The organism is Nonomuraea sp. NPDC050022, from assembly GCF_044460705.1.
Lineage (GTDB): Bacteria > Actinomycetota > Actinomycetes > Streptosporangiales > Streptosporangiaceae > Nonomuraea.
The window spans coordinates 697,317-708,935 of sequence record NZ_JBITKE010000002.1; the positions used below are offsets into that span (position 1 = coordinate 697,317).

The 11,619-nt window shown below is 71.5% G+C and carries 12 protein-coding genes; 6 read left to right on the forward strand and 6 right to left on the reverse strand.

Annotated elements, in window-relative coordinates:
• Position 1 precedes the first annotated feature (1 nt).
• Positions 2-1,483 carry an alpha-N-arabinofuranosidase gene (locus ACIBO2_RS09785; protein ID WP_397296276.1) on the forward strand — a complete coding sequence of 494 codons (1,482 nt, stop codon included), beginning with the start codon at positions 2-4 and terminating at the stop codon, positions 1,481-1,483.
• A 24-nt stretch (positions 1,484-1,507) separates the two neighbouring features.
• On the opposite strand, the gene vanY-N is transcribed toward ACIBO2_RS09785, so the two are convergent.
• A complete protein-coding gene (vanY-N, locus tag ACIBO2_RS09790; RefSeq protein ID WP_358552557.1) occupies positions 1,508-2,080 on the reverse strand; it encodes a D,D-peptidase/D,D-carboxypeptidase VanY-N in 573 nt (190 codons plus the stop codon).
• A 224-nt stretch (positions 2,081-2,304) separates the two neighbouring features.
• Here vanY-N and ACIBO2_RS09795 point away from each other — a divergent pair, with 224 nt between their 5' ends.
• Genes ACIBO2_RS09795 through ACIBO2_RS09805 form a run of 3 tightly spaced genes read left to right on the forward strand, consistent with a single transcriptional unit; the run spans position 2,305 to position 4,950 of the window.
• Positions 2,305-2,979 (forward strand): response regulator transcription factor, encoded by a 675-nt coding sequence (locus ACIBO2_RS09795; protein WP_358552555.1) that lies wholly within the window; start codon positions 2,305-2,307, stop codon positions 2,977-2,979.
• A 7-nt stretch (positions 2,980-2,986) separates the two neighbouring features.
• On the forward strand, positions 2,987-4,462 hold the full coding sequence (locus tag ACIBO2_RS09800; protein ID WP_358552553.1) for a HAMP domain-containing sensor histidine kinase: 1,476 nt from the start codon (positions 2,987-2,989) through the stop codon (positions 4,460-4,462).
• Complete coding sequence (locus tag ACIBO2_RS09805; protein WP_358552551.1) at positions 4,459-4,950, forward strand: hypothetical protein; 492 nt, start codon at positions 4,459-4,461, stop codon at positions 4,948-4,950. Before ACIBO2_RS09800 ends, ACIBO2_RS09805 begins: the two co-directional genes overlap by 4 nt.
• A gap of 31 nt (positions 4,951-4,981) precedes the next feature.
• On the opposite strand, the gene ACIBO2_RS09810 is transcribed toward ACIBO2_RS09805, so the two are convergent.
• The 3 genes from ACIBO2_RS09810 to ACIBO2_RS09820 form a co-directional block, all read right to left on the reverse strand.
• Entirely contained in the window at positions 4,982-6,181 is a 1,200-nt protein-coding gene (locus ACIBO2_RS09810; protein WP_358552549.1) for an aminoglycoside phosphotransferase family protein, read from the reverse strand.
• Between the two features lie 169 nt (positions 6,182-6,350).
• Positions 6,351-7,133: an aminoglycoside phosphotransferase family protein gene (locus ACIBO2_RS09815; RefSeq protein WP_397296279.1), complete on the reverse strand. Its 783-nt coding sequence runs from the start codon at positions 7,131-7,133 to the stop codon at positions 6,351-6,353.
• Positions 7,134-7,189: 56 nt separating this feature from the next.
• Positions 7,190-8,209, reverse strand: a complete 1,020-nt coding sequence (locus tag ACIBO2_RS09820) for a DUF5937 family protein (protein WP_397296281.1) — start codon at positions 8,207-8,209, stop codon at positions 7,190-7,192.
• A gap of 59 nt (positions 8,210-8,268) precedes the next feature.
• Between ACIBO2_RS09820 and ACIBO2_RS09825 the strand changes: the two genes are divergently transcribed.
• Positions 8,269-9,480, forward strand: coding sequence for an MFS transporter (locus ACIBO2_RS09825; protein WP_397296283.1), 1,212 nt, complete (start codon positions 8,269-8,271; stop codon positions 9,478-9,480).
• 31 nt (positions 9,481-9,511) lie between these two features.
• On the opposite strand, the gene ACIBO2_RS09830 is transcribed toward ACIBO2_RS09825, so the two are convergent.
• On the reverse strand, positions 9,512-10,033 hold the full coding sequence (locus ACIBO2_RS09830; RefSeq protein ID WP_358552541.1) for an NUDIX domain-containing protein: 522 nt from the start codon (positions 10,031-10,033) through the stop codon (positions 9,512-9,514).
• Positions 10,034-10,093: 60 nt separating this feature from the next.
• Positions 10,094-10,549: a MarR family winged helix-turn-helix transcriptional regulator gene (locus tag ACIBO2_RS09835; RefSeq protein WP_358552539.1), complete on the reverse strand. Its 456-nt coding sequence runs from the start codon at positions 10,547-10,549 to the stop codon at positions 10,094-10,096.
• Positions 10,550-10,649: 100 nt separating this feature from the next.
• Between ACIBO2_RS09835 and ACIBO2_RS09840 the strand changes: the two genes are divergently transcribed.
• Complete coding sequence (locus tag ACIBO2_RS09840; RefSeq protein ID WP_397296285.1) at positions 10,650-11,504, forward strand: NAD(P)H-binding protein; 855 nt, start codon at positions 10,650-10,652, stop codon at positions 11,502-11,504.
• The last annotated feature ends 115 nt before the right edge of the window (positions 11,505-11,619 follow it).

Below are 11,619 nucleotides of genomic sequence, written 5' to 3' on the forward strand. Positions count from 1 at the left end.
TGTGCCACAAGCACACCTGACCCTTGACCCCTCCTTCCGCATCGCCCCCGTCGACCGGCGCCTGTTCGGCTCGTTCGTCGAGCACATGGGCCGGTGCGTCTACACCGGCATCTACGAACCGGGCCACCCGGCGGCGGACGAGAACGGCTTCCGCACCGACGTGCTGGAGCTGACCCGCGAGATGGGCGTGAGCGTGGTCCGCTACCCGGGAGGCAACTTCGTCTCCGGCTACCGCTGGGAGGACGGCGTCGGCCCCGACCGGCCCTCCCGGCTGGACCTGGCCTGGCGGCAGATCGAGACGAACGCGTTCGGGCTCAACGAGTTCATGACCTGGACCCGGGCCGCCGAGGTGGAGCCGATGATGGCCGTCAACCTCGGCACCCGGGGCATCCAGGAGGCCTGCGACCTGCTCGAATACGCCAACCACCCCTCGGGCACGCAGTGGTCGGACCTGCGGGTCAAACACGGAGTGACCGACCCGTACGGGATCAAGCTCTGGTGTCTCGGCAACGAGATGGACGGACCCTGGCAGATCGGCCACAAGACCGCGCACGAGTACGGACGGCTCGCGAACGAGACCGCCAAGGCCATGCGGCTCGTCGACCCCGGCATCGAGCTGGTGCTGTCCGGCAGCTCCAACAGCGGGATGCCGACGTTCGGCGCGTGGGAGGCCACCGTGCTCGAACACGCCTACGACGCGGTCGACTACCTGTCGCTGCACAACTACTACGAGGAGAACGGCGACCTGCCCGGCTTCCTCTGCAGCGCCGTGGACATGGACCGCTACATCTCGGCCATCGTGGCCACGGCCGACCACATCGGGGCGAAGCTCCGGCGCAAGAAGAAGATCAACCTGTCCTTCGACGAGTGGAACGTCTGGAACCAGAGCCGGTTCACCGGGCGCGAGCGCTCGCCGTTCCAGGAGGCGCCGGAGCTGATCGAGGACACCTTCACCGCCGCGGACGCCGTGGTGGTGGGGGACTTCCTGATCACTCTGCTGCGGCACGCCGACCGGGTGAGCATCGCCTGCCAGGCGCAGCTGGCCAACATCATCGCGCCGATCAGGACCGAGCCCGGCGGCCCGGCCTGGCGTCAGACGATCTTCCACCCGTTCGCGCTGACGGCCCGGCACGCGCGCGGCACCGTACTGCGGGTGGAGCCGTCCGGGCCGCTCCTGGAGACCGAACGGCACGGCGAGGCGCCCGCGCTGTCGGCGGTGGCCACCGTCGAGGGGTCCCAGGTGGCGCTGTTCGCCGTCAACCGGTCGCCCGACCAGGACCTCGACCTCTCCGTCCGGTTCCCGGCGGCGGTCCGGCCGGTGTCGGCCTCGGTGATCGCCGCCGGGGACGACCCGCACCGGGTGGAGGCCCTTCCGGGGCCGCTGGCCGTACAGGCTGACGGCGACCGGCTGACGGCGCGGCTGCCCGCCGCCTCGTGGACGATGATCCTCGCGGAGTGCGAAAGTCTGCGCGATCAGCGATAACCACTCCGCCCTGTAGCGCATGGGCTACGTCTGACCCCCGTTCTCGATGACGTAGCCCACGCCGGGGTGGGGTCGTCGACGTGGTGGCGTGCCGCACCTGTCCGGGCGGTGCTCGAAGTGCCACCACTCGTTGTCGTACATGCGGTAGAGGTCGTAGCGGGCGCCGTGTTCCTCGAGCCAGCGCGCGCCTTCGTGCGGGCGCACGTCCAGCGCGATGCCCTTGACGTGACTGGATTCCGCAGGGGGTAACACGAGCATGCGGGCCGAGGCCGGGGAGCCGGAGCGGCGCACCTCCTCGTCGAACATCCGCTGCTGGACAACGGGATCGCGGTATCCCGAGGTGAGGCCGATGAGCTGGCCATGACGCCACAGCGCCTCGGTGCGCGCCGCGCTGAACGCCGCCATGGCGCCGTCGGTGAGCCCGGTGAGGTCCTCGGCGGGGAATCGCATCCACAGCGCCCAGCGGCAGGCCAGTTCGCGGGCGCGGCCGGGACGGCGGGCGAACGCCGCGGGCAGCAGGAGCACGGCGAGCACCAGCGTGAGCGCGGCGTACAGCCGATCTCGGGGCCGAGGTGGGATCGTGCGTGGCTCGTTCATGGCGACTAGGCTTGACGCCGAATGTGCGTGCGTTGTCAGCCGCATGTCACCGTTTCTCGACGGCGGCCACCGTCGGCGCGAGCAGGCGCGACCGTCGGCGCGACCGTAGGCGCAATCGTGACACAACCATGACACGGCGCGGACGGGGCGGGGACACGACCGGCCGACAGTGGATGGGGTTGACCGACAGGCAAGTTACGGAGCGTGCTGTGATACTCGGCGGCGTGTCGCGAGTGTTGTTGATCGAGGATGACCCGGCCGTACGAGAGGGCCTTGAGCTGGCCCTGACCCGGCAGGGGCACCGGGTGCGCGCCGTGGAGTCCGGCGAGGAGGGGCTGGACCGGCTGCGTGCGGATCTTCCCGACGTCGTCGTGCTCGATCTGATGCTGCCTGGCATGGACGGGTTCGAGGTCTGCCGCCGCATTCGGGCCGCCCGTGAGGTACCGATCATCATGCTGACCGCGCGCGGCGACGACATGGACGTGGTGGCCGGGTTGGAGGCGGGCGCCGACGACTACGTGGTCAAGCCGGTGCAGCCCAGGGTGCTCGAAGCACGCATTCGCGCGATACTCCGGCGCATCGGCCGGGACCAGGCGGAGCTGGAGCGGCACGGGGACCTGACCATCGATCGGGCCGGTCTGGTGGTCGTCAACCGCGGCGTACCGGTCAGCCTCGCCCCGACCGAGCTGCGCCTGCTGCTCGAACTCTCCGGCACGCCGGGCCGGGTGCACAGCCGCCAGCAGCTGCTGGAGTCGGTGTGGGAGCAGGGGTACTTCGGCGACTCGCGTCTCGTGGACGCGTGCGTGCAGCGCTTGCGCGCGAAGATCGAGGACGACTCGGCGGCGCCGGTCTACGTGCAGACGGTGCGTGGGTTCGGGTACCGGTTCGGGCCGGTATAGGCCGCCCGTGACATTTCGGCCGAATCTGGGGCTGCGTACCCGGCTGCTGTTCGCGTTCGCCCTGCTGTGTGTGGTCACCACGGCGGCGGTGGCCGGCGGGCTCTACGTCCAAGCCCGCAACGACATCCTGCAGCGCGCCCAGGATGCCACGGTGCAGACGATGAGAAGCCGCCTGGCGGCGCTCTACCCGTTGCGGAGTCCGGTGCCGGGCCCGGACGAGCTCGACGACATCGCCGCCGCCGTGCCCGACCAGGACAGCGTGGAGTACGCGGTCGCCATGTACCGCGAGACGCACTCGCCGATCGCCCCGCCGGGGCGCTTGAGGCCGGGCGGAAGGGTGCTGGCCTTGGATCTCGGGGTGATCTCCCCGCAGTTGCGGCAGGCGGTGGCCGACGGCCAGATCGCGTGGCAACGCGTGGTGCGGCAGGGCACGCCCTGGCTGATCATCGGCGCGCCATTGCTGATCACCGAGCCGGACCGGACGACCCGGGTGTCCGGCATCGAGGTGTACGCCGCGCGCAGCCTGCTTGCCGAACAACGCAGCATCGACCAGCTCACCGTGTTCGCCTGGCTCATCGGCGGGGCGGCCCTGGCGTTCGCGGTCGTCCTGGCGTTGCTGGCCACCCGTGGCGTGCTGCGCCCGGTGCGCGAGCTCGGCCGGGCGGCACGCCTGCTGGGCGAGGGCGACCTGCGGACCAGGATCGCGGTCCGCGGCTCCGACGAGCTGGCCGACGTGGCACGCACGTTCAACAACACCGCCGCGGAGCTGGAACGGCACGTCAAGCAGCTGCGCGAGATGGAGGCCGACGCCCGCCGGTTCGTGGCCGACGTGTCCCACGAGCTGCGCACCCCGCTGGCCGCGCTCACCGCGGTCGCCGACGTCCTCGACGAGGAGGCGGCCCAGCTGCCCGAGCCCGCCGGCCGGGCCGCCAGGCTGGTCAGCCAGGAGACGCTCAACCTCACCGGGCTGGTGAACGACCTCATCGAGATCAGCCGGTTCGACTCCGGCGTCGCGGCCCTCGCGCTGAACGAGATCGACGTGGCCGAGCTGGTGGGCGCGACCCTGCGTACCCGGGGCTGGACGGAGCAGGTGCACACCGAGCTGCCACCCGAGGTGACGGCCCGGCTGGACCCACGCCGAGTGGACGTCATCCTCGCGAACATGGTCGGCAACGCCCTGCGGCACGGCGAGCCACCGGTGTCGGTCCGGCTTTCCGCCGACCCGCGATGGCTCGCTCTCGAGGTCCGCGACCACGGACCGGGGCTGAGGGAAGCGGTGCTGCCGCACGTGTTCGACCGGTTCTACAAGGCCAGCGCGGCCAGGGCCAGGTCCGAGGGCAGCGGTCTCGGCCTCGCCATCGCGCGGGAGAACGCGCGCCTGCACCAAGGCGACCTCACCGTCACCAACGCCCCGGACGGCGGCGCCATCTTCACGCTGCGCCTGCCACGCCGGGCGCACGATCAGGACGGAGGCCCCGAGTGAGGACCGGGCTCGCCCGCCGCGTGCTCGCCGCGGGCCTCGTATCGCTCGTCGCCGTGGCCGGCTGCGGCGTGCGGCCCTCCGACGTCATCCGCGCCGGCGCCCCGCCGAGCGGGCCCGTCGCACGAACCCCGACGACCACCCTCTACCTGCTGAAGAACGGCCGGCTCAGCGCGGTGACGCGGCCCGGTCCGCCACTGTCCCAAGGGGACACGCTCGCGCTGCTGGCAGCCGGACCCACCGCGAGCGAACGGGCGCAAGGACTCACCACCGACGTGCCGCCCGAAGCCGCCCCGTTCTCGGTGACCGCCGCGCCAGGCCGTCAGCCCGGCCACTGGGCGGTGAACCCGTCCACTCCGGCCGGCAAACTGTCCACATTGGCCGTGGCGCAGATCGTGTGCACGGCCGCCGCCACGGCACCGGAAAGCCCTGTCTGGGTCTCCGTCGTCGGTGCCGGACAGAACATCGGCCGCCGGAACTGCCCGGGGTAACGGTACGCCCGCGTGGTCATCGGTCGAATCGTCAGCCCATGATCACAGCGGCACGCAGGGCGGCGCGGATGCTGGTGGCCGGGTCGTCGAGGTGGTAGATCCGCTCCGACGGTTCGATGCCGTCCAGGAACTCCTGGTAGCGGACGGCGTAGTGAAGATGGGACAGCGGTTCGGCGATCGCGAGTGCGCGCGCCGCGTCGCAACCGGGCACGTGGGCGGTCCAGGCCGCGATCCAGGCCGCGGCGGCGGCGGGCCGGCCGGCGGGAGGAAGCCAGTCGCGAGCCCGTATTCCGTCCAGCGCCGGGTTGCCGAGGTGCGCGTCGGCGAAGTCCACCACAGTCGGCGGGCCGCCGTCGCTGCGCCAGTTTCCCGGGTGGAAGTCACCGTGCACGATCGTGTCGGGCAGGCCGCACTCGGCCAGCAAGGGCCACCGTTCGACCAGCTCGTAGGCCCCCGCCAACTCCTCGGCGGTCAGCTCGCGGCCCACGTCACCGGCTAGCAGGTCGCGGACCCGGTCGGCGACGGCGGTTCCGCGCCTGTCGGGCACTCCGGGCAGGATCACACCCGCCAAGCCGGCCTGGGCGGCGACCAGTCGCGTCACGGCGCTGTCGATGATCTCGACGGGAGCGTCCCAGCAGTCCTCGCCGGGAAGGTGCTCCAGCACGACGCGCCGCGGTCCCGACACCACGACCGTGGGAACCAGGCCCGGATCCAGGGCCGCGAACGCGTCGATGACGGTGGCCTCGTCGGTGGCGAAGTGGGGCGTGGCCTTCAGCCATAGCGGTCCTTGGGCGGTGGGCAGGAGGAACAGCCCGGCCAGATTCCAGGTCTTACGTTGCCGGATCGGCCCCGTCAGCGGTCGCCCGGCCGCCCTCAGCGCGTCCGCCGCCCAGCTGAACAGCTCCCGCAGCCCGTCGATCCGCGCCCACGGCGTCCGCAGCGGCTCGGGCCTGTCCAGCACCGCATGATCGGCGGGCAGCGCACCCGTCAGCCGGCCGGGGGCGGGCCGCTCCAGCGCTTCGACGTGATAGATCACATGACCACCACGGCCGCCCTCGCCACCATCCACCTCCAGCAGGCGCAGCACCAGGACGTCCACGCCGAGCGCCTGGCGCAGGTGCGCGACGACCGGCTCCACTTCGGCCCACCACGGCACATTCACTGCGAACGGGCCGATGACACCGAGCCGATCGCCACCCGATGTGACCCATGCGCTGACTGTCCTGTCCATTGCGCCCAGTGTGATCGCTCCCCCGCGACGTCCGCCACGGAATATCCGGCCGGGCCGCACCACGTGAACCTCATGCCCGGCCGGGCCGCACCACGTGAACCTCATGCCCGGCCGGGCCGCACCACGTGAATCTCGCGACGGCACTCGTGGCCGTCGGGCTTGTGCGGCCTCACATCCGGGATCTCAGCACGTCGACCTCGCAGCCTGGCAAGAAGGGGTCGAAGCCGTGCTCGACCAGCCAGCGGACCGCCACCAGGCTGCGCAACGACCACCACGCGCGGATCACGTCGAGGTCGACGTCGGTGCCGTAGCCGGCGACGACGTCACCAAGGCGCTCCTCGTGCCCGAACGTCAAGATGGCCAGGTCATGCAGGGCGTCGCCCTGGGCCGCCTCGGACCAGTCGATCACGCCGGTGATCTCATCACCATCGACGAACACGTGGGTCACCTGCAGGTCGCCGTGCGTGAACACCGGCTTCCACGGCCGGAGCGCGGCCTCGGCGATCCGGCGGTTGCGCGTGACCAGGTCGGCGGGAAGGACGCCGTTCGAGACAAGCCGCTCGCATTCGCCGTCGAGACGCGCTGCGATCTCGTCGATGCTCTGGCCGGGCCATGGCGGCAGCGGCGCGTCGTGCAGCAGCCGTACGGCGGCACCCGCCGCGGCCCACGCCGCCGACGACGCGGCCGACGGCTCACCGAGACGGCCGAGCGCCGTCCCTGGGAGGGCGGCGAGTGCGATCACGGGCGGTTTGCGCCACAGGACCTCCGGAGTCGGGATCGGTGCCATGGCCATCGCCTCGACCTCGACGTCGGTGCGCGTCTGATCGGCGTCGATCTTCAGGAACACGTCGCCGACGCGCAGGGTCGCGCGCTCGTTATGGGCGACGACGACCTCGACCTCTTTTACGTCGACCTCTTTTACGTCGACCTCTTTTACGTCAACCTGCTCCATGTCGACCTCCTCAACGTCGGCCATTGTCGCGGGATGACCACCGACGTCGCCACGAGTTATTCGCGGGCGGCTGCTTGATCGCGGGCCGCCAGGGCCGCGCCCAGCGGCGTGTGCTCGTAGCGGACGGCCCGGCCGGCGCGGGTGCGGGTGACCAGACCGGCATCGCGCAGCACCGCCAGATGGCTGCCGACGGTGCCCAGGCTCAGGCCGAGCTGGGCGACCAGCTGCGTCGTCGTCGCGGGTACGTCCAGCGCGCGCAGCACGTCCGCGCGGCGCGGGCCGACCAGCCGACTCAGGGCCGCACCGCCCGGTGTAGGCGCCACCGGGCCGAGCAGGTCCGCGATGCCCCGGGCGGGATAGACCAGGGCGTAGGGCCATGGCGGCTCAACATAGCTGATCAAAGTGCCGAACACCGTCGGCATCAGCAGCAGGCCCTTGCCGGCCAGCCGGTACCGGTCCCACTCGGTACGCGAGCCTGTACGCACCTCGATGGTCCCGGCCTGCCCCTCGGAGCGCCAGCTCACCCGCGGGTCGAGATCGGACAGCGCCGCCGCCCAGCCGTACATCGCCAGGTGCCCGGCGCGGCGGACCAGGTCACGCTCCAGCACCGTCCGCAGCCGCGGCCAGTCCGGCTCGACCAGCGCCTGCCAGCTCGCCTCGAGCGCGTCCGCGAGCCGGGTGACCACGTCCGGCGCGTCGAGGACGCGCCGCACGTAACGTGGCGGCGTCCGCAGTCCCGCCAGGTTGCGGGCCAGTTCCAGGCGTGCGCGGCGCAGCGGCGTGGCGCGTACGGCGGCCAGCTCAGCGGCGAAGTCGCCACCGGAGCCCGACGGCGGCGGATGGATGAAGTCGGCGTTGTAGCCGCCGCGACGGAACAGCGCCGTCAGCGCCCCGACCGCGGGCACCTGCCGGCGCAGCGCCTCGTACCGGGGCGCGATGCGCTCGGTCCACGGCCGGAGCGGGCCGGCGGCCTGCACGCCGGCCGCGACGCGCAGCGCCTGCATCGCCTCGCCCAGCGGCGAGATCGCGTAGCGGGTACGCGCCACGTCGACGGGTCCCACCTCGATGGCCAGCATGTTTAGCCTCCACGCGAAAGCATAGCCAGCATGGCCGGGCCGCCGTGATGCTGTCGGCCATGACCACCACGTCCGTCGCGCCACGCCCGGCCTCCTACCGCGAGGTGTTCGCCGTGGGCCAGTTCCGCGTGCTGTTCGGCAGTTACACGCTCTTCCTGGTCGGCGAGACGGTGCGGATGCTCGCACTGTCCGTGACCGTCTACGCGGCGACCGGGTCGCCGCTGATGTCGGCGCTGGCGTACGCGGCGGGCTTCCTGCCCTATGCCCTGGGCGGCACGCTGCTGCTGGCCTTCGCCGACCGCTGGCCGCCGCGCACCGTCATGATCGGCTACGAGGTGCTGCGCACCGCGGTCAGCGCCGTGCTGGCCGCCGGTCTACTGCCGGTACCGGCCATGCTGGCGCTCGTGTTCGTCACGGGTATACCCAGCGCCGTCGCCGCCGCTTCGCGCACCGCCCTTCTGCCCGATCTGCTGGACGGCGACCGTTATGTGCTCGGCCGTGCCGTGTTCTCCATGGCGGCCGGCGGCACCCAGGTGCTCGGCTTCGCCACCGGCGGCATGCTGATCGCCGCTGTCGGCGCGCCAGGCGCGCTCTGGATCACCGCCGCGACCTGCCTGGCCTCGGCAGGGCTGCTGCGGCTGCGCCTGGCCGACCACCCACGCCGCCGCACCGGCAATTCGGCCGGCATCGGCGAGACCTGGCAGGTGAACCGGGCGCTGCTGCGCCGGCCCGCGGTCCGGGCGCTGCTGCTGGCGCAATGGCTGGCACCGGCGCTGATGGTCGGCGCCGAGGGCGTGCTGGTCCCGTACGCCGCGCGGGCCGGCGCGCCTGACGCGGCCGGTCTGCTGTTCGCGGCGGTCGCCGCCGGGATGTTCGCCGGCAACCTGGTCGTCGGCCGCCTGGTGCGCCCCGCGGGTCGGGAGCGGCTGGCCGGCCCCCTCGCGCTGGCGCTCGGATTGCCGCTGCTGGGGTTCGCGCTGCACCCCGCGCCGGGATACGCCGCCATCCTGATGACAGTGTCCGGTTTCGGCGTCGCCTACCAGCTCGGGCTGGCCCGCAGGTTTCTCGACGCGGTGCCCGAGACGCACCGCGGTCAGGCGTTCGGCCTGCTGCTGACCGGAACGATGACGCTGCAGGGCCTGGCCGCCGCGGCCGGCGGCGCGCTGGGCGAAGTCGCGGCCCCGGGGTTGGTCGTCGCACTGGCCGGCGCGGCCTCGGCCATCGCCGCCCTGATGTCCTGGCGAACGCTGTCGCCCAGGCAGCGACCCTGACCGTGGCCCACGTGCCGAACGGCATCGCCGATCACCCGGCTCCCACCTCGCCCGCACCGCTGCCGAATCCGGACCGCAGATATCGGCGCAGAGCTTCCCGTCCTCCCGGGACGAAGGACCATTGATCAACGACATCAAGCAGTTCGCTCACTGTCAGCCAGTCCAGCCAGTCGATCTCACCCGAGTCCGGCACCAGGACCTCTGGCACGACGGCCTCATGCACCCCGAACCAGACTGGGCTGATCCCTTCCCGGCAAAGGAACTTGAACAGGAAGCGCACCCGCACACGAACGCCCAGCTCTTCAGCCAGCTCGCGGACCGCCGCCTCCTCATACGACTCGCCCACGTCCACGGCACCGCCGACCAACACGTCGTAGTGGCCCGGGAATCGGGACAACGTCCGGGCCCGTCGCAGCACCAAGATCCGCCCCTCGCGATCACGGCAGATCGTCACCGCGATGCGGTGCGGCCAGTTCTCGCGTTCTGCCTCCTCACGCTCGACGACTCCCAGCACGCGGTCATGCTCATCGACATGCTCAACCAGTTCGCTCACAGAGGCACGATCTCAGCCCGCACTGACAACACGGCCTCACAAGCGACGTATGTCGCAGCGTCAGGTGGTGGCCGAGTCGCGGTCATCGATGGGGGCGTCCAGCAGGGCGGCCGCCGCACTGTGGATCTTCGTCAGTGCGTTGAGCAGATGTTCGCGCTCGGCCTCGGTGAGGTCGGCGGTGACCTGCTCTTCGAGCAGCCGACGTTCCCTCTCGATGGGAGCCTGCAGGGCACGCCCGGCGTCGGTGAGCCACAGCCGGACCAGCCGGTTGTCGCGGTCGTCGCGGCGCCGGGTGAGCAGGCCGGCCGTGGTCATCCGGGTGGCCGCCTTGACCACGTTGGGGGTGGTGACGTTCAGCGCGGCGGCGACCTCGCCCGGGGTGCGGCCGTCCTGCCGCCACAGCACCGCAAGCAGGTGATCTTGCCCCAGGTGCAGTCCGTGGCGCCGCACGGCCGTCTCGGCCGCTGCCCGCAGCGCCTTCGACATCTTGCTGTGCAGGTCCAGGAACTCGGGCACGGCGAGGCCTCCGGTGATGTCGCGGCGCGATTGACAGCCAGATCATGTACCGGTTAACGTTCTGCCGAATCATTAACCGGTACACGATCTAGGAGTCCTCATGATACTGGTCACCGGTGCGACCGGGAACATCGGCCGCGAGCTCGTCCGCCAACTCGACGAACTCGGCGCGCCGTTCCGCGTCCTGGTCCGCGACCCGGCCCGCGCCGCCACGCTGCCCGAGCGGGCCGAACGGGTCGTGGCCGACCTGAGCGACCCGGCGACGCTGCCGCCCGCCTTCGCCGGAGTCGACCGGCTGTTCCTGCTCACCCCCGGCATCGGCCTCGACCACACCAGGCACGCCGTCGCCGCTGCCCAAGCCGTGGGAGTGCGCCATATCGTGCACCTGTCCTCGTTCAACGTGCTCGGCGACCCGATGCCCGCGATGGGCCGCTGGCACCACGAACGCGAGCAAGCCATCCGGGCCTCCGGCATCCCGGCCACGTTCCTGCGGCCCGGCGGCTTCATGACCAACGCTTTCGACTGGCTGCCCACCATCCACCAGGCGGGCTATGTCCTCGATCCGGTCGGCCCCGGCCGATACGCGCCGATCGACCCCGCCGACATCGCCGCCGTAGCCGCCCTGGCCCTGACCGGCGACGGCCACCAAGGCCAGGAATATGTCATCACCGGCGAGGAACTGTTCACCATCACCGAACAGGTCAAGATCCTGGCCGCGGCGGCCGGCCGGGACATCGAGATCCGGCCGGTGACCACCGCGGAGGAGGCCGTAGCCTCCCGATTCCCCAACGGGGCACCTCCGGCGCTGGCCGAGGCCATCATCGAGGGGTTCCACCTCATGCGCGCCGACACCGCCGGATTCCGCACCGACACCGTGGAACGCCTGCTCGGGCGCAAACCCGGCACCTTCGCCGACTGGTGCGCACGCAATGCCGACGCCTTCCGGACCACCTGATCCGCATGAAGCCGCAGTAGTCCGGGGAGACACCGTCACTGGGACGGCGTCTCTCCGGCTCGGCGCCGATGGGCGCGGCCTGCTGATCACCGGTGGACATGCTCGCCGACGCATG